Annotated in this window: 14 protein-coding genes; 9 read left to right on the top strand and 5 right to left on the bottom strand. The window is 68.4% G+C overall.

Translation table 11 applies throughout. The annotated features are described in order from the left end of the window. Positions 1 to 10 precede the first annotated feature (10 nt). Both AB0P21_RS01415 and AB0P21_RS01410 read left to right on the top strand, forming a co-directional pair. Positions 11 to 1,354 (top strand): 3-oxoacyl-ACP reductase, encoded by a 1,344-nt coding sequence (locus AB0P21_RS01415; RefSeq protein WP_363692885.1) that lies wholly within the window; start codon positions 11 to 13, stop codon positions 1,352 to 1,354. Between the two features lies 1 nt (position 1,355). Next, positions 1,356 to 2,213 (top strand): MaoC/PaaZ C-terminal domain-containing protein, encoded by an 858-nt coding sequence (locus AB0P21_RS01410; RefSeq protein WP_363692883.1) that lies wholly within the window; start codon positions 1,356 to 1,358, stop codon positions 2,211 to 2,213. Here AB0P21_RS01410 and thrS read toward each other — a convergent pair. Then, the gene (gene thrS, locus AB0P21_RS01405; protein WP_363692881.1) at positions 2,175 to 3,449 is read right to left on the bottom strand and encodes a threonine--tRNA ligase; all 1,275 of its coding nucleotides are present in this window, start codon (positions 3,447 to 3,449) and stop codon (positions 2,175 to 2,177) included. The two genes, AB0P21_RS01410 and thrS, sit on opposite strands and share 39 nt — an antisense overlap. 155 nt (positions 3,450 to 3,604) lie before the next feature. Further along, the gene (locus AB0P21_RS01400; protein ID WP_363692879.1) at positions 3,605 to 4,447 is read right to left on the bottom strand and encodes an acyl-CoA thioesterase II; all 843 of its coding nucleotides are present in this window, start codon (positions 4,445 to 4,447) and stop codon (positions 3,605 to 3,607) included. A 154-nt stretch (positions 4,448 to 4,601) separates the two neighbouring features. Here AB0P21_RS01400 and AB0P21_RS01395 point away from each other — a divergent pair, with 154 nt between their 5' ends. Further along, the gene (locus tag AB0P21_RS01395) at positions 4,602 to 5,060 is read left to right on the top strand and encodes a DoxX family protein (protein WP_363692877.1); all 459 of its coding nucleotides are present in this window, start codon (positions 4,602 to 4,604) and stop codon (positions 5,058 to 5,060) included. 53 nt (positions 5,061 to 5,113) lie between these two features. Here AB0P21_RS01395 and AB0P21_RS01390 read toward each other — a convergent pair whose 3' ends face one another. Then, a complete protein-coding gene (locus AB0P21_RS01390; protein ID WP_363692875.1) occupies positions 5,114 to 6,028 on the bottom strand; it encodes a PAC2 family protein in 915 nt (304 codons plus the stop codon). A 192-nt stretch (positions 6,029 to 6,220) separates the two neighbouring features. Here AB0P21_RS01390 and AB0P21_RS01385 point away from each other — a divergent pair, with 192 nt between their 5' ends. From AB0P21_RS01385 to AB0P21_RS01365, 5 genes are all read left to right on the top strand, one after another. Then, positions 6,221 to 7,294, top strand: a complete 1,074-nt coding sequence (locus tag AB0P21_RS01385; protein WP_363692873.1) for a hydroxyacid dehydrogenase — start codon at positions 6,221 to 6,223, stop codon at positions 7,292 to 7,294. Continuing rightward, complete coding sequence (locus AB0P21_RS01380) at positions 7,291 to 9,201, top strand: DUF2264 domain-containing protein (RefSeq protein WP_363692871.1); 1,911 nt, start codon at positions 7,291 to 7,293, stop codon at positions 9,199 to 9,201. The genes AB0P21_RS01385 and AB0P21_RS01380 overlap by 4 nt, the downstream gene beginning before the upstream one ends. A gap of 17 nt (positions 9,202 to 9,218) precedes the next feature. Beyond that, a complete protein-coding gene (locus tag AB0P21_RS01375; protein WP_363692869.1) occupies positions 9,219 to 9,641 on the top strand; it encodes a hypothetical protein in 423 nt (140 codons plus the stop codon). A 63-nt stretch (positions 9,642 to 9,704) separates the two neighbouring features. Continuing rightward, on the top strand, positions 9,705 to 10,232 hold the full coding sequence (locus tag AB0P21_RS01370) for a ferritin (RefSeq protein WP_363692866.1): 528 nt from the start codon (positions 9,705 to 9,707) through the stop codon (positions 10,230 to 10,232). A gap of 254 nt (positions 10,233 to 10,486) precedes the next feature. Further along, a complete protein-coding gene (locus AB0P21_RS01365) occupies positions 10,487 to 12,838 on the top strand; it encodes a M4 family metallopeptidase (protein ID WP_363692864.1) in 2,352 nt (783 codons plus the stop codon). A 53-nt stretch (positions 12,839 to 12,891) separates the two neighbouring features. Here AB0P21_RS01365 and AB0P21_RS01360 read toward each other — a convergent pair whose 3' ends face one another. Further along, positions 12,892 to 14,790 (bottom strand): DUF2207 domain-containing protein, encoded by a 1,899-nt coding sequence (locus tag AB0P21_RS01360; protein ID WP_363692862.1) that lies wholly within the window; start codon positions 14,788 to 14,790, stop codon positions 12,892 to 12,894. A gap of 57 nt (positions 14,791 to 14,847) precedes the next feature. Beyond that, positions 14,848 to 16,224 (bottom strand): tyrosine-type recombinase/integrase, encoded by a 1,377-nt coding sequence (locus AB0P21_RS01355; protein WP_363692860.1) that lies wholly within the window; start codon positions 16,222 to 16,224, stop codon positions 14,848 to 14,850. 281 nt (positions 16,225 to 16,505) lie between these two features. On the opposite strand from AB0P21_RS01355, the gene AB0P21_RS01350 reads away from it, so the two are divergent. Next, entirely contained in the window at positions 16,506 to 17,444 is a 939-nt protein-coding gene (locus tag AB0P21_RS01350; RefSeq protein ID WP_363692858.1) for a hypothetical protein, read from the top strand. Positions 17,445 to 17,521 lie beyond the last annotated feature (77 nt).

Genomic DNA, 17,521 nt, shown 5'->3' with positions numbered 1-17,521 from the left:
GCAACCGAAGATGACGGATCGCTACCAGACCTTCACCCGTACGCCGCTGGGCCGCACGCTGGTCAAGAACCTCGGCCTGCCCGACCCGACCCCGCTGCCTCGCTGGACCGAGGGCGACGCCGTGATCGACGGCCAGGTCGTCTTCGGCGCGATCACCGAGACCGACGCGGGCAAGGCGATCCAGGCCCTGCTGCGCGACATCGGCGCCTCCTTCAGTACTGCGTCCGAAGGCGTCGCGTCGAGCACGCTGCGCCCCAAGGCCCTCGTCTTCGACGCCACCGGCGCGACCTCGACGGCCGACCTCAGCTCACTGCAGCGCTTCTTCTCCCCCGTCATCCGCCAGCTCGGCGCGGCCGGCCGCGTGATCGTCGTCGGCCGTACTCCGGAGCTGGCCGCGACGCCCGAGCAGCAGATCGCGCAGCGTGCCCTAGAGGGCTTCACCAGGTCGCTCGGCAAGGAGGTCAAGCGCGGCGCCACGGTCAACCTCGTGTACGTCGCGCCTGACGCGCACGACCAGCTCGACTCGACCCTGCGGTTCTTCCTCTCCACCAAGTCGGCGTACGTCGACGGCCAGGTCGCCCGAATCGGCACCGGCCCCCACGTCGGCAACGACCCGGCTGCTCCCCTGGCCGGCAAGGTCGCCCTCGTCACCGGGGCGGCGCGTGGGATCGGCGCGGCGATCGCGCAGACCCTGGCCCGCGACGGCGCGACCGTGCTCGGCGTCGACGTACCGCAGAACGCCAACGACCTCCGCAAGGTGATCACCGAGATCGGCGGCACCGAACTGCTGCTCGACGTGACCGCGATCGACGCGGCGCAGCGGATCGCGGCGGCCGGCGCGGAGCTCGGCGGGCTCGACATCGTCGTCCACAACGCCGGCATCACCCGGGACAAGCGCCTCGCCAACATGCGCACCGACGCCTGGGACGCCGTCCTCGACGTCAACCTGCGGGCGCCCGAGCGGATCACCGCGCATCTGCTGGAGTCCGGCGGGCTGAACGAGGGCGCCTCGGTGATCGGCGTCGCCTCGATCGCCGGGATCGCCGGCAACAACGGCCAGACCAACTACGCGACCTCCAAGGCCGGCGTGATCGGCCTCGTCCAGGCGTACGCGCCGCGGCTGGCCGACCGCAACATCAGGATCAACGCCGTCGCCCCCGGGTTCATCGAGACCGAGATGACCGCGAAGGTGCCGTTCGCGATCCGCGAGGTCGGCCGCCGGATCAACTCGCTGCAACAGGGCGGCCTGCCGATCGACGTCGCCGAGACGATCGCCTGGTTCGCCGACCCCGCCTCGGCGGGCGTCACCGGCAACGTGGTCCGCGTCTGCGGCCAGAGCATGCTCGGCGCCTGACGTGGCGACCCGCCGGTACGACGATTCGCCGGGCCTCGGCTCGCTCTACGCCCGGACGGTCAAGGCGACGCTGCGCAAAGCGGAGTACGAGCCGGACATCGATGGGTTGACCCTGGAGTTGCCGCGCACGGCGGTCGACCAGGACCACCTCACGACGTACCGGGAGGTGACGGGTTTCAGCGCAGGACCCGCACTGCCGGTCACCTACCCGCACGTGCTCGCCTTCCCGCTGCACCTGGATCTGATGTCGGATCCGTCGTTCCCGTACAAGCCGATGGGGATCGTGCACCTGTCGAACACGATCACCCAGCACAAGCCGCTTCCGATGCACGCCGAGCTGGCGATCAAGGTGCACAGCAGCCCCGAACGCCCGCACCCGAAGGGCACCGTCTTCGACATCCTCAGCTCGGTCACGGTGGACGACGAGGTCGTCTGGACCGACTCGACCACCTTGCTGAGCCGCTCGGCCGGCACCCCGACGGCACACGCCGACCTGCTCCCCGAGCCGGAGATCGAGCCGACCGCCGTCTGGGATCTCCGGAGCAACCTCGGCCGCCGGTACGCCGCTGCCTCGGGCGACCGCAACCCGATCCACCTGTTCAAACTCGCCGCGCAGGCCTTCGGCTTCCCCCGGCAGATCGCCCACGGCATGTGGTCGAAGGCGGCCGCACTGGCCTCCATCCAGCGCGCCGGCGGGCTGCCCGACGCGTACACGGTCCGCGTCGACTTCCGGAAGCCGCTGCTGTTGCCGTCACAAGCCACCTTCGCCCACCGGCGGACCGGCAATGCCGTCGACTTCGCTCTCTACAACCACGACCAGTCAGTCACCCACCTGATCGGCCAGCTCCAACCGCGCTGAGCGGATCGGGTCACAGGCCAGCGCGATCTCGTCCAGCGACTGCCCGATCGGTGCTGAAGGCAACTTCTTCCCGTCGCGCAGTCGCAGCGCGAGCGCGCCGGCCGCTGCCTCGCGGGCACCGATCACCGCCTGGTACGGCGCCAGCCGGTTCTCGTGGACGCGCGCCCCCAGGCTCCCCTCGTCCGCGTGCGCGATCTCCACCCGGAGCCCACGGTCGACCGCACGTCGCGCGACCTCCGACGCCAGCTTCTCCTCGGCCTCCGAGATCGGCAGCACGACGAGCTGCACCGGCGCAAGCCAGGCCGGGAAAGCGCCGCCGTGCACCTCGATCAGCTGCGCGACCGCCCGCTCGATACTGCCGACGATCGCGCGGTGGATCATCACCGGCCGATGCTTGTTGCCGTCAGCACCCATGTACTCCAGCCCGAAGGCCGCCGGCTGGTGGAAATCGACCTGGATGGTCGACAGGGTCGACTCCCGGCCGGCCGAGTCCTCGATCTGGATATCGATCTTCGGCCCGTAGAACGCAGCCTCGCCTGGCGCCTCCTCGAACGGCAGCCCGGCCTTGACCAGCACTTCCCGCAGCAGGTCGGCGGCGAGCGCCCAGCTCTCCGCATCCCCGACGTACTTACTGGAGGGATCGCCAAAACGCGCATCGACAGCAGGCAGCGAGAGGACGTACCCCGAAGCGCTGATCCCCATATCGCGGTGCGCTTGCTTGATCAGCTCGAGCGCGGCCAACGCCTCGTCGGCAACCTGCTCCAACTGACAGAAGATGTGACCGTCGTTCAGCTGCATCGCGCGCACCCTGGTCAGCCCACCTAGTACGCCGGACAGCTCGGACCGGTACTGCCCGCCGAGCTCCGACATCCGCAGCGGCAGCTCGCGATAGCTGTGCGACCGTGACCGGTACATCAGCGCGTGATGCGGGCACAGGCTCGGCCGCAGGACCACCTCCTCGCCACCGACCTCCATCGGTGGAAACATGTCGTCGCTGTACTTCGACCAGTGGCCGGAGATCTCGTACAGCTCGCGCTTGCCGATCACCGGCGAGTAGACCTGCTGGTAGCCGGCTCTTCGCTCGACGTCGGCGATGTAGCGCTCCAAGGCCTGCCGGATCGCGGCGCCGGCCGGCAGCCAGTACGGCAGACCCGCGCCGATCAGCGGGTCGGAGTCGAACAGACCGAGTTCGCGGCCGAGCTTGCGGTGGTCGTACATGGTGAACTCCTCAAACATCAGTGAGGCGAGTGTCCACATGGCGAAGCCCCGGGGCACTCGCCCCGGGGCTTCGAAGATTGACAGACAGCTGTCAGCGCGCCGGGACGTTCCTCGGCGTCGTCGTCATCGCTGCGTGCTGGCTCATGGGAAAAACGGTAGCAGATCCGTCAACGTCATTCCTCGTCCAGATCCAGCCCGACCGGCCGGATCAGCCCTTCCTGCGCGACCGACGCGACCAGCCGGCCGTCCTCGCTGAACAGTCGCCCGGTGGCGAACCCACGCGCGCCCGAGGCCGACGGCGACGCCTGGTCGTAGAGCAACCACTCGTCCGCGCGGAACGGCCGGTGGAACCACAGCGCGTGGTCGATCGAGGCCGGCTGGATCCGCTTGTCACCGATGATGATGCCGTGCGGCAGCAAGCTTGCCCCGAGCAACGTCAGGTCGCTCGCATAGGCCAGAACGCAGGCGTGCAAGGCCAGGTCGTCGGACAGCTTGCCCGCGGCCCTGATCCAGAACTGGCGGCCGGTCAGCCCGGCCAGCCGGACGTCGAGCGCCGCCCACTCCTTGTTCCAGTCCTCGGCCTTGCGGCCGCTGGCCGCCTCGAAGACCGACGCGAGCGTCGGCGCCTCGTCCGGCGGGACCAGGTCGCCGGGCATCGGATCGGAGTGGTCCAGCCCCGGCTCGGGCACCTGGAAGGACGCGGACATGTAGAAGATCGTCTTGCCGCGCTGCGACGCGACCACCCTCCGGCTGCTGAACGAGCGGCCGTCCCGGATCAGCTCGGGGTGGTACTCGATCGGCACCGAGGTGTCGCCGGGACGCAGGAAGTAGCCGTGCAGCGAGTGCACCACCCGATCCGCGTCGACCGTGCGGCTGGCCGCCGCCAGCGCCTGACCGAGCACCTGTCCGCCGAACACCCGCTGGGCGGTCGTCTGCGGCTGGCGCCCACGGAACAGGTCGGCGTCGATCTTCTCCAGGTCGAGCAGCTCGACCAGATCCTCCAGGGACTCGGGCATGCCTCATCCTGTCAGCTTCTCCGCCGCCGGTCGCGCAGGCGGTTCGGAGTACGGGTGTGGTTGCCCTCACTCGGTCGTTTTCGGTGAGCTTTCGGTGACTGCAGGTATGTTGATGAGCGTTCAACCATCAAACGCACGACTGACAGGAGTACCTGTGAGCGCCCTCCGCACGCTGACCCGGCCCATCAACGCGTCCCGTGACCTCGTTCTGCTGATCGCCCGGGTCGGCCTCGGCGTCGTCTTCATCGCCCATGGCTGGCAGAAGTTCAGCACCAACGGCCTCGACAAGACCGCCGCCGGCTTCGAGCAGATGGGCGTCCCCGCCCCCACCCTCTCCGCGTACTACGCGGCCGCCGTCGAGCTGATCGGCGGCACCGCTCTGATCCTCGGTGTGCTCACCACCGTGGCCGGTGTCCTGCTGGCCGTCGACATGGCCGGCGCGTTCCTCTTCGTGCACCTGTCGAACGGCGTCTTCGTCGCGAACGGCGGCTGGGAGCTCGTCGTCGTCCTCGGCCTGTTCTCCCTGGCCGTAGCGGCCGTCGGCGCGGGACGCTTCAGCGTCGACAACGCGCTCACCCGCAGTACTGCGCAGCGCTCGTCGGTCTCGGTCTGACCAACGAAGAAGCGGCCGACACCTGCTGAGGTGTCGGCCGCTTCAGTGCGTGCTTAGTTGTCTTCTTCGCGGTTCAGCTCGGCGAGGAACTGCTCCACCTCGGCACCCAGCTCTTCGGCTGACGGGGTCGAGCCGGCCAGCAGGCTGCCGCGGCTCACGGAACCAGCAGCGGCGTCGTACTGCGTTTCGAGGGCGTTGACCACGGAGGCAGCGTCCTCGGAAGCCTCGACCTGTTCGTCGACCAGCTTGCCGGTGAGGGCTGCCTCGTCGAGCAGAGCCTTGCTGGGGAGCAGCAGGCCGGTCGCGGCGGAGACAGCGTGGACCAGGGCCAGCGCTGCGCCCGGGAAACGGTTCTCGGCGAGGTAGTGCGGCACGTGGACGGCGAAGCCCATCGCGTCCTTGCCAGCCTCGCCCAAGCGCACCTGCAGCATCGTCGCGGCACTCGCCGGGAGGCGCATCTCGCCGTCCCAGATGTTCGAGCGGGTCACCAGCTCGGGACGGGTCGCGTGCGCCGTCAGGCCGAGCGGACGGGTGTGCGGGACACCCATCGGGATGCCGTGCACGCCCACGGTCAGTGTCACGTTGTAGAGCTCGATCAGCTGGCGGACGGCTCCGGCGAAGCGGTTCCAGTGGTTGTCGGGCTCGACGCCCTCCAGCAGCAGGAACTCGACGCCCGCGTCGTCCTTTAGCAGGTGCAGCGACAGCTGCGGCGGGTTGTAGTCGATGAAGCGGTCCTCGGCGAACGTCACCTCGGGGCGACGCGCCCGGTAGTCGTGCAGAAGGTCGACGTCGAACCGCGCCAGCAGCCTGTTGTCCAGCACCTCGAGCAGGTGGTCAGCGGTCACCCGGCCGGCCTGGCCGGCGTCCATGAACCCGTCGAGCGAATGAACCAGCACCTTCGGCGCAGCCGCCGGGCCGGTCGCCACCGACTCGTCGACGATCTCGTAGAGGTCGTCCGGTCGCAGCATCTTCGTCTCCTTCTCAGTGGCCTTCAGGGCGGGTCGGCCCCTCTATCCTGCCTTCTCCCTCAATAACGTCAGCGCGCCGGGCCGGAATTCCGCCCAGTGAGATCTTTCTGTACAGCTGTCCGCCGACGTCCGGAACCGGTCACGACGCGACCAGAACGAGCAAAGTTGGAAAGCGCTTGCTAGCGTGCTCCTGTGCGCACCGAATTCGAGCCGTCCACCTCCGCCCCGTCGTCGCCCGCCGTCAAGCGGCCGACGGTCATGCTGGCGATGAACGAGTCCAGCCGTGCCCGCGTCCTGGTTCCGGCCGTTCGCGACCGCCTCGAGCTGGTCGCCGACGTGCTGGTGACCGGTCCGGGGGTCTACCGTCGCGCCGCCGCCGGGAACCCGTTCCTCAACGATCCGGCGATCCGGGCCGCGCTCGGCGACGTCGACGTGCTGCTGACCGGCTGGGGTTGCCCGGCGATCACGCCCGACGTGCTCGACGCGGCGCCGAAGCTGAGGGCGATCATCCACGCCGCCGGCTCGGTGAAGGGGTTCATCGACCCGGCCGCCTTCGACCGCGGCATCCAGGTCACCTCCGCGGTGGTCGCCAACGCGCTGCCGGTGGCCGAGTTCACCGTGGCCACGATCGTGCTCAGCGGCAAGCGCGCGTTCCGTCTCGGAGCGGAGTACCGGCTGAGCAAGCAGCGGCCGGATCCGGGGGCGGTGCCGGGCAACTACGGCAGTGTCGTCGGTTTGCTGGGCGCCTCCCGGATCGGCCGAATGGTGGCCGAGAGGCTGCGCGCGTTCGACCTCGAAGTACTGGTCAGTGATCCGTATCTGAGTGCGGCCGACGCTGCTGACCTGGGCGCCGAGCTGGTCGAGCTGGAGGAGCTGTTCAGCCGCAGCGACATCCTGAGCGTGCACGCGCCGCTGCTGCCGGAGACTGTCGGCCTGGTCGATGCCCGGTTGCTGGGACTCCTGCATGACGGTTCGGTCCTGATCAACACTGCTCGTGGGCGGATCGTCGACGCTGCGGCGCTGGAGCAGGAGTGCGTCTCGGGCCGGATCGATGCCGTCCTCGACGTCACCGATCCGGAGCCGCTGCCGCCGGATTCGCCGCTGCTAGATCTGCCCAACGTCTTCCTGACCCCACACCTGGCAGGTGCCGTCGGGAACGAGGTGGCCCGGCTGGGCGAACTCGCGATCAGCGAGCTCGAGCGCTTCGCCGCCGGCGCCCCTCTTCACCACGCCATCAGCTCCGCCGAGCTCGGGAGAATCGCATGACTCGCCTCGTGTTGCCTGACACCGACCGCGTGCTGTCCCGCCAGACCGGCTGGGTCCGTGGGCACTGGGAGGCGCTCGCCGACCACCTGCTCGACTCGCTGGTCCCCTACTTCTCCCCCGGCAACGCCCGGATCATCCTGCCCGGCCGCCCGAGCCGATCCGGTACTGCGTCCGACGAGCTGGAGGGTTTCGCCCGCTCGTTCATGCTCGCCGCGTTCCGGATCGCCGGCGTCCGCGGCGAGGGCTGCGAGAAGCTGATCGAGCGGTACGCGCGCGGCGTCGCCAACGGCGCGAATCCGGACCACCCCGAAGCGTGGCTGCGCCTCACCCCGCGCTCGCAGCAGATGGTCGAGGCGGCCGCGATCGCCGTCGCGCTGCACGAGTCGCGCGAGTGGATCTGGGAGAAGCTGGACACCCGCGCCCAGGAGCACGTGGTCGAGTGGCTGGGCGGCTTCATCGGCTCGACCACGCACGACAACAACTGGCGACTCTTCCAGGTGGTCAGCGAGCAGTTCCTCGCGTCGGTCGGAGCGCCGTACTCGCAGGACGACATCGACGGCGGGCTGGACCGGATCGAGGACTGGTACGTCGGCGACGGCTGGTACTCCGATGGCGACGGGCAGAAGTTCGACAACTACATCGGCTGGGCCATGCATCTCTACCCGGGCATCTGGGCCCGGATGGCGGCGGCGACGCCGGGTGCGCAGTACGACGATCGGCTGAAGCTCTACAAGGAGCGGCTGAGCCTGTTCCTGGAAGACGCGATCCACCTGGTCGGCAACGACGGCGCGCCGATCTACCAGGGGCGGTCGCTCACCTATCGGATGGCGGCGGCGACGCCGTACTGGATGGGGCAGCTCCTCGACGCGAGCCCGATCAGCCCCGGCGCGACCCGGCGGTTGTGCTCCGGCATCGCGCGGCACTTCGTGCAGCACGGCGTACCGGATGAGCGGGGGTTGCTGACTCTGGGTTGGTACGACACCTTCCTGCCGACCACGCAGTCGTACTCCGGGCCAGGCTCGCCGTACTGGGCGTCGAAGGGCTTCATCGGCCTGCTGCTGCCGCTGGAGCACCCGGTCTGGTCTGACCCGGAGGAAGAGATTCCGCTGGACCAGGCTGACCAGGTCAGGGTGATGGCCGCGCCCGGCTGGATCGTCCACTCGAGCCGTCACGACCAGGTGGTGCGACTCGTCAACCACGGGTCGGATCACGAGCCGCCGGAGGAGCCCGAGGGTATCGAGCCGGCTGCTGATCCGCACTACGATCGGCTGGCGTTCGCCAACCACGCTGGGCCCGAGATCTCGGACGCCGCCTCGCTGCAGCGGGTGGACAACCTCACCTCGTTGGTCGACCAGCACGGCAAGTCGAGCTATCGCGGCCGGATCCGGCGACTCGGAGTCGGCGTACGGTCGGCGGCGTCGTGGCACAAGGCATGGGTCGGCACCGACGGGCCGTGGCCGATCGAGACGGCCTCCGTGGTGCACGGCGGCTGGGAGATCCGCTGCTCGCTGGTCGAAGGGCCGGCCGGCGCGCTGGTTCGGAGCGGCGGGTATGCGGTTGCCGGGAATTCTTTGCCGACGGCAACTGTCGGCGAAGGAGCGGCCTGGGCCTCCGCGCGGAACTCCGACGGGCTGATGTCAGCGGTGATCAACCTGCACGGGTACGCCGATGCCGCGGTACACCGCGATCTGGGCGCGAACGCCTTCGGGCCGCACTCGGCCACGCCGTACCTGACCGTCGCGCACACCGGCGAACCGATGGTGCTCGTGCACGCGGTGTTGCTGGGCCGTGACGCGATCCGCCCCGAGGCACTTGCCGAGGGCATCCAGGTCGCGGTCGACGGCCACGAGATCACTCTCACACTGCCCGGTGACGACACCGAGATCGTCCACCTCGGGAACCGTTGATCTCGTACGGTGGGGGTATGACGGAAACGATCGAGCCGGTGATCACCGATGAGCTGTCGGCGGCAGTGGCGACCGACCCGAGCACGGCGAACCAAGAGAAGTTGTGGGCGGCAACGTTCAACCTGGAGCGTTGGTGGTTCGTCCAGCGCGGCGAGCTGGACAACCCGCAGCCGTTCGTCGGGGTGCACCAGGACCAGCCGTTCCTGATGGCGTTCACCTCCGCCCAACGCGCCCGGGGGTTCGCGATCGAGAACGGGTTGAGCCCCGCCGACGCCGAGGTGCCGGTGCTCGCGCTGACCCCGGACGACGCGGTCGCGCAGGCCCCGATCTGGTTGCAGCAAGGGATTGCGGCGATCACCTTCGACCACGGGATCGCCGGCTACTTCGCGCCGCTGGGCAACCTTCCCGCGATCCGGTCGCACGTTCGCGGGACCTCCTGACACACGGTTAGGGCAGCCTCGCCAACGGTGAGAAATACCTCCCGGCGCACTACGCTGGCGGCCATGAGCACGTACGCGAAACTTCTTCAAGAGCAGATCAGGAACGAATTCACGGCGTCCACCCAGTACACCGCGGTGGCGGTCTGGTACGACGACCAGGACCTGCCCCAGCTCGCGGCGCACTTCTACAAGCAGTCCCTGGAAGAGCGCAACCACGCGATGATGATGGTGCAGTACCTGCTGGACATGGACATCCGGCCGCACATCCCCGGCGTCGGCGAGGTGGTCAACGAGTTCAAGTCCGCGCTCGAGCCGCTGGAGCTCGCGCTGCAGCAGGAGATCACCGTCACCAAGCAGATCGAGACGCTGGCCCGGACCGCGCGCGACGACGGCGACTACGTCGGCGAGCAGTTCATGCAGTGGTTCCTCAAGGAGCAGGTCGAGGAGGTCTCCGCGATGACCACCCTGGTCAACGTCGCGAAGCGCGCCGGTGACAACCTGTTCCACCTGGAGGACTTCCTCGCCCGCGAGGTCGTCGGCGACACGGGCGCCGACCCGACCGCGCCGACCGCCGCCGGCGGCACGGTCTGACCAGCCGCTCCACCTTTGCAATGGATCCCTTCTGCTGAACGCATCTCCGCCCGTGCTCCGGGCCGCCGCCTCCTCGTGCGGCGGCCCGACCGGTCAAACGCTTGCCTCAGGCAGCAATGTCCTGACCTTGTAGAGGCAGCTCCGCGTGCTTGCTGGGCAGTTCCCGGCAGATCCGCTTCCGGCCTTGCGTTCGTGACGTTCTGAAGTCACGGTGTCACTCCTCGATCCGCCCATCGTGAGGAGTGTGTGTCGTCGTGAGAAGACTGATTCCAGCAGGCCTGGTGGCCGTCTGCGTCGCCGCGGGACTGGCGGCGCCACCCGCCGCGGCCGTCGATCTCGGCAGTGGCGAGAAGCTTGGCAGTGGCGAGAGGCTCGTCGTCCGGGACGTCGTCAAGGACCCCGACGGTACCGAGTTCATCCGCTACGACCGCACCTTCAACGGTCTGGCCGTCGTCGGCGGCGACCTGATCGTGCGGCGCGACAGCAGCGCGATCACCCGGACCAGCTACAACCGCGGCGCGGTCAGCGTCGGCGTCGCCTCGACGAAACCGGCTCTGACCCAGGCCGCGGCGCTGGCCAAGGGCGCTCGGTCGGCGCCGTTCAAGGTGACCGCCAACCAGGGCAAGCTCGTCGTGTTCGTCACGCCGACCAAGCCCGTGCTCGCCTACGACGTGGTCACCACCGGAGTGAAGGCTGACCAGACCCCCTCGGTGCTGCACACCTACATCGACGCGACGACCGGCGCCCTGCTGGACTCCAGCGACGAGATCAAGACCGGCACCGGCAATTCGCAGTACTCCGGCACTGTCGCGATCGGCACCTCGGGCAGCTACTCGATGAGTGACCCGACTCGCGGTGGCAACTACACGACCGACGCAGGCGGGGGCACCGGCAACGGCACCACCTTCACCGACCCGGACGACGTGTGGGGCAACGGCGCCACCTCCAACCGGCAGACCGCCGGGGTCGACGCGCACTTCGGCGCTCAGCTGACCTGGGACTACTACAAGAACGTCCACGGCCGGAACGGCATCTTCAACAACGGCCAGGGTGCTCGTTCTCGCGTGCACTACGGCAACGGCTACGTGAACGCGTTCTGGGACGGCACCCAGATGACCTACGGCGACGGCGCGGGCAACCAACGTCCGCTGACCTCCATCGACGTCGCCGGTCACGAGATGAGCCACGGTGTCACTCAGGCCACCGCCAACCTGAACTACTCCGGGGACGCCGGTGGGCTCAACGAGTCGACCTCGGACATCTTCGGCACCGCGGTCGAGTTCTCCGCGAACAACGCGTCCGACCCGGGTGACTACCTGATCGGCGAGAAGATCAACATCAACGGCAACGGCACACCGCTGCGCTACATGGACAAGCCCTCCAAGGACGGCGCGAGCGTCGACTGCTGGAGCACCAGCACCGGCGGACTCGACCCCCATTACTCCTCCGGCCCGCTGAACCACTGGTTCTACCTCGCCTCGGAAGGCACCGGCAGCAAGGTCATCGGTGGCGTCACGCACTCCAGTACCGCGTGCAACGGCGCCACGATCACCGGCGTCGGCCGCGATGTCGCCGCCAAGGTCTGGTACCGCACCCTCACCACCAAGCTGTCCTCCGGCAGCACCTACCCCGACGCTCGCAACGGCGCCATTACCAGCGCTCGCGAACTGTACGGCGTCGGCTCGGTCCAGTGCCGTGGGATCGAAGCAGCCTTCAACGCCATCTCCGTCCCGGCCGGTACTGCGGTGTGCGGCAACCCGCCGGCTGGTGGCGACCTGTACACGGTGGTCGCGACCGGGAGCGGCAGCGGCCAGACCGAGGTCCACTCACTGACTCGTGCTTCCAACTTTGCGAGCTTCGGAATTCACGCGGCGACGGCGGTCGGCCCGACCAACCTGAGCGCCAGCTCCGTCAAGACCGCGGACTACAACGCTGACGGCCGTCCTGACCTGTGGCTCATCAACAGCGCCGGCACCGGAAGCGGCCGCACCGAGGTGCACATCCTCGACGGCGCGACGAACTTCAGCAGCTTCCTGGTGCACGCCGCGACTCCGCTGCCGCTGGTGAGCAAGGCGCAGTGGACGTTTGCCGTCGGCGACTTCAACGGCGACGGGCGGCCGGATCTGTATGCCGTCGACAGCCAGGACACCAACACCAACACGACGTCGCTTCACGTTGTCAACGGCAACGGTTTCGCGAGCTACCTGAACCAGTCGAGCACCGGGCTGCATCGCACGGACCTGGCACTGTGGTCGTTCCAGACCGGTGACTTCGACGGCAACGGGCGCGACGACCTGTACGCGATCAACACGCAGGACACGAGCGCCGGCAAGACGGCGTTCCACGTCCTGAACGCGGCCAATCTGCAGACGTTCCTGATCCACACGGGCACACCGACCGGGTTGACCTCGCTGACCCGGTGGGCCTTCGCCACGGGCGACTACAACGCGGACGGCCGGGACGATCTGTACCTGGTCGACACCCAGGCCGACTCCAGTACGGCGCTTCAGATCGTCAACGCGACCAACCCGGCGCAGTACCTGTTCAACGGTGCGACCGGGATTCACCCGATCCCGCTGACCAGCTGGCAGGTCAGCGCTTCCTGATCTCAAGAGTTCGGGCGGGGAATCTTCTTGATTCCCCGCCCGAACGCCTTTGACTACCAGGAACCGCCGCCTCCACCACCGCCGCCGCCGCCGGAGGAGCCGCCGCTGAAGCCCGACGAGCTGCCGCCGCCTCCGCCGCTGCCGGCCGGAGCGGGCGGCGGGTCGAAGGTGTTGGCCACGGTCTGGCTGATGTTGCCTGCGGCAAAGCCCGAGCTGTAGTACGACGGACCGTAGTACCAGGTCGGGTCCGGGGTGATGCGGCCGGCCGCGACCAGCTGGGCGCAAACCCGCTGCCAGCGATCGGCCAGGCCGAAGGCGATGGCCCAGGGCAAGTACTTGCTGAAGATGTCCTCGCCCTCCTCGAACTTCAGCTGATCCGCCTCAGCCGTCGCGAGATAGGTACGGAAGCCGATCAACTGGTCCGTGACCGCCCGGCCCGCGGCGTTTCGTTGCCCTCGGCCTCGGATGCCGAACCAGATGCCGATCGCAACCAGCACGGCGACCACCGGGATCACGATGCTGACCGCGCGACCGAGACCGCCGGTCGCGGCGCCGATGACTGTCCCGGCCAGACCGGCGCCGAAGAACCAGATGCCGATCATGCCCATGCAGGCGATCTTCGCGCCGCTGGCGAAGCTCGAGCCGCCGCCGGCCCGCGGCATCCGGACGTACCAGCCGCGTTGCCGGATCTGCTCGCGGAGCTGCGCGATCATCGCGTCGTGCGCCTGCCGCATCGAGGTGTCGCCGGTCGGGCGTCGTTCCAGCACGATCTCGGAGCCGGACTGCAGCCCCGGGAACAAGCCCTGCATCAGGTACTGCTCGTGCGGGACCGTCGCCACCGCGGGGTTCAGCAGCACAGCCTTCTGCTCACTGCCGGTGTTGTCGATCCGGATGCCGCCGCGGACCGCGAGGTCGATTAGCGTCGCCGCGGTCTCGGTGGTGTTCGCCTTCGCGTCGATCAGCAGCCCGCCCTCGGCGACCGGGATCCGCGGCGGCGAGAACGCGACCGGGATCTGGCTCTCGCTGAGATCGTCCTTGACCGGCTGCGCGTTCATCCCGTTCGGCGGGAAGGTGCCCGGCGGCATGCCGGCGAAGCGCTGGTCCTTGTTGCCGTTCCTGCTGTAGAAGACCGCGGCGAGGATCGCGCCGATGCTGACGAGGCCGGAGCCGATCACGCCGGGAAGGGTGAGTCCGGAGCGCTGCAGGAAGCTCGGCGGGTCGACCACGATCGGGGTGTCGTTGCTGACCACCCCGGCCTGGATGCCGGCGACGATGGTCAACTGCTTGCCGCGAACCAGGTTGGACTGGTTGAAGGTCCCCTTGCCGGCCGTCACCGTCTTACCGTCACACGGCCGGTCCGGCGGCCCTGCGAAGCACTCGACCTGCTGAACGCCGGTCCCGGGCACCTGGACGTTGACCGTCACGTTTTGCAGTACTGCGTCCCAGCCGTTGCCGGTGGCATCCCAGTAGAGCTCGCTGTGGTCGTCGAAGTGCCGCAGCGCGCCGCGTACGTCGTACCGGATGACGTAGGTCGCCTTGCGGCCCACTGTCTTGTCCGCGTCGCCGATCTTGATCTGGATGCTCTCGTCGCGCTGGCTGTTCTTCTTCTCGGTGCTCTTGGTGAAGCTGTCCGGGGCATCGTCGCTCTTGACCCTGATGTTGGAGATCTCGTACTTCTGGTCCTTCGACTTGTCGTCGGCCCAGACCTCACGGGTGATCAGGTTGCGGTAGATGCCGTGCCGGCCGATGCCGCCGAAGGTGTAGTCGATCGTCTCCGTCACCTCCAGCACACCGTTGGAGGTGACGTTGTAATCGATCTTCATCGACGTCACGATGTCGCCGGCCTCCGCGGTACCGGCGGTGGCGGCTGTGGCCGGAGCTGCGGTCGCGAAGCCTGCCAGGACTAGTCCGGAAAACCCTGCGGCGACAGCTGTGAAGAATCCCCTACGCATGTCGCGACAGTACCGACGGCGGGGGTCCGTTCAGCGGTCCGGCGGGTGGTGTCGGCGCTAATCCTCGGTCTGAGTGGAGTCTGGGAGGTCTCCTGCGTGGCTTTGGGCGGCTTGTCGATCCGCTGCGACGCTGCCTCGGCCTGCTTGTGGATCCGATGCGGTACTGCCTGGGGCCGCTTCGATCGCGGCGGCAACAAGGTCGGCGGCTGTGGTGACGCGGGTGCGGCGGCCGCGGTCGTAGTACTGGGTGGTGGCGATGGTCGCGTGCCCGACGTCGGCCTGGACGTGCTGAATGCGGGCATCCTGCTCCAGCGCGATCGTCACATAGGCGTGCCGGAGCGCGTGCGGGTGGACTCGATCGGCGACCTCGGCCAGCGCGGGACCAGCCTGTACTGCGATCCGCCGCAGCAGCGCGTTGATGTCGAAGCGGGAGCAGCGGCCGCCTTCGCGGGTAGCAATCATCGGGGAGCGGCTGGCACTCGTCCTGCCACGCAGTGCCGGCGTGGAAGCTTCGCTGGTGCGGTCGCGCACTTGCAGGTAATCAGTCAGCGCTGTTGCCGCGAGGTTGGTCAGATAGACCTCGCGATGGACACCTCCCTTGCCGAGCACCCTGAGCATGGGCTCACCGCCAGAAAGCACCAGGCTGTCGCGATCCAGGCCGACCAACTCGGACACCCGGAGCCCTAGCGTCAACAGACCGACCACCGCCACCGCCCGGCGGGCGTAGAGCTCCTTATGCCGGGTGCGGTTAGGCAACTCAGCTGCCGCGTCCAGGAGCGCCCTGAGCTGGCCCGCCGTCAGCCGGATCGTCGGAGAGGCGTCCCTCGCGGTGCTGCCAAGGCCCAGTCGGGCGCGATTGAGCGCTGCCGGATTGGCCGGTACTACGCCCGCCTCAGTCAGGTGCCCGTAGAACGCCGACAGGGTAGAGAGCATCCGCTGCCGTGTCCGCTTCTCCGCCCCCGCCGCATCCAGCTGATGCAGCCACGCCTTCACATCGCTCCCGGTAGCTGCCCGCGGATCCATCCCCCGCCCCGCACACCACCTGAACCAAGCCAGCTGATGCAACACCCCCAACCGCCCCGCCGGCGGCCCACCAGCCCCCCGCCTCCCAACCCCGGCGCCAGCCGCACCAGCCGATGCGCCAGCCACCGTCGCCCCACGCCAAACAGCCACGTCCAGCCCGCCAGGGGCTGCATAGCCACTCATCCCACCAGCCAGGTCATCGACCCACGCCGTAGGCAACCCCAGCGCGTACCCATACGTCTTCCGAGTCCCCGCATTGGCGTACTGCGTCAGCCAATCAGCGATCTGCGCCAGCAACTCCCCCGGATCCTCAACCCCCGGCCACTCACCCGCCGGCCCAGCCGCCTCCGCCGCCTCCGGGGCCTCTCTGAGCGTCTCCAGAACCACTAAAGCATCCATTTCCGCGGGCATCTCCCGATCCTGCCCCGCGCCCCCAGTCCGTCCTAGCCGCCTCGCCGAACGCACCAACAAAACACTGGTTTCGTTGGTTACTGGTTTGGTTTTCGAAACGCCGTATCGGTTTCTGAGTTTTATAACCTCCAGCCAATAGGCTCAGGAGCGTGACTGAGGAGACTGGACGCTGCGGATACAGCAAATGCCGGGCAGAACTGCCGGCCCCGGGGATGCAAGGCGGAAGACCGCGAAGTTTCTGCCGGGAAACCCGCTGGGAAGGCGGCCGGACCTGCGCCCAGATGGCGAGAGCGGAAAAAGAGGCCCTGGGCGCACTCGGTCTGGACGCCGGGAGCAACACCTTCCGCCTGGACGCGGAACGCCTACGCGACCACCTGGAGACGATCCGCGAGCCAGTGGACGCCCTGACAGCGGCGCTCGAAACTGTGACCGCCCGACTGGACGAGGTCGAGGCAGCCGCGATCGCCTCCGTGGAGACCGCGCACGCCCAGGTCGCCGAGGCGGAGCGAGCCCGGCTGTCCGCCGAGGAAGCACGTGAGCAAGCTGAGCAGCGGACCCGCCAGGCGACCGCCGCCGCGGAACGCGCCGCCAAGGAACGCATCGAAGCAACAGATCGAGCCGCGGCCGCCGCTCGGCAAGCACTGGACGCGACCGAGGCGCTAGGGGCAGCGCGTCAGCAGACGCAAGACGCGATCAGCGCGCGCGACCACGCAGTACAGCAGGCGGAAGCGGCGGGCGCAGTACTGGTGACTGCTCAGGAGCAGGTGCGAGCGGGTGAGCGTGAGCGGCTGGAGCTGGCTGCCACCTTGGAGTGGGTGTCGCTGGAGCGCGACGTCGCCGCTCGTGCCGAGCAGGAGCGGCGCGCCGAACTCGAACTAGTACGTGCCGACCTGGCAGCGGAGCGCCGCATCGCGACCGAAGCAGCAACCCAAGCTGAAGCCGCCCGGCAGAGTGCACAAGAATCCGAAGCCGTTCTCCGAGCCGACCTCACTCGCACCGAAGCCGAGCTGACTCACCTGCGCCAGTCCTCGACGCAGACCGAAGCAGAACTCATCAGACTCCGAGAAGCTGCAGCCAACGCAGCCGCGGAAGCATCAGCCGAGGCAACCCGCCTCCGAGCCGAACTGGCCGAGAAGCCTGCCGCCCGACTCCACCCCGACGACCTCCAAGCCATGCTCACCGCCCTCACCCCCACCCCGCTCCCCCAACCAACCACCTAATCCCCACACCCACCAGACGAGCTCCAAGCCGTACTCACTCACCCCACCCGGTTCCCAAACCAACCACCTAACCCCCA

Origin of the sequence: Kribbella sp. NPDC056861, assembly GCF_040687575.1 — a bacterium.
In the GTDB taxonomy this organism is placed as follows: domain Bacteria; phylum Actinomycetota; class Actinomycetes; order Propionibacteriales; family Kribbellaceae; genus Kribbella.
Note: the sequence above shows the minus strand (reverse complement) of the source record. Positions and strands in the feature narration are given on the sequence as shown.

Coding starts and splice junctions, on each gene's coding strand:
- AB0P21_RS01415 (WP_363692885.1), top strand. CDS start 11: ATGACGGATCGCTACCAGACCTTCACCCGTACGCCGCTGGGCCGCACG.
- thrS (WP_363692881.1), bottom strand. CDS start 3,449: ATGTTTGAGGAGTTCACCATGTACGACCACCGCAAGCTCGGCCGCGAA.
- AB0P21_RS01400 (WP_363692879.1), bottom strand. CDS start 4,447: ATGCCCGAGTCCCTGGAGGATCTGGTCGAGCTGCTCGACCTGGAGAAG.
- AB0P21_RS01390 (WP_363692875.1), bottom strand. CDS start 6,028: ATGCTGCGACCGGACGACCTCTACGAGATCGTCGACGAGTCGGTGGCG.
- AB0P21_RS01380 (WP_363692871.1), top strand. CDS start 7,291: ATGACTCGCCTCGTGTTGCCTGACACCGACCGCGTGCTGTCCCGCCAG.
- AB0P21_RS01375 (WP_363692869.1), top strand. CDS start 9,219: ATGACGGAAACGATCGAGCCGGTGATCACCGATGAGCTGTCGGCGGCA.
- AB0P21_RS01370 (WP_363692866.1), top strand. CDS start 9,705: ATGAGCACGTACGCGAAACTTCTTCAAGAGCAGATCAGGAACGAATTC.
- AB0P21_RS01360 (WP_363692862.1), bottom strand. CDS start 14,790: ATGCGTAGGGGATTCTTCACAGCTGTCGCCGCAGGGTTTTCCGGACTA.
- AB0P21_RS01355 (WP_363692860.1), bottom strand. CDS start 16,224: ATGCCCGCGGAAATGGATGCTTTAGTGGTTCTGGAGACGCTCAGAGAG.
- AB0P21_RS01350 (WP_363692858.1), top strand. CDS start 16,506: ATGGCGAGAGCGGAAAAAGAGGCCCTGGGCGCACTCGGTCTGGACGCC.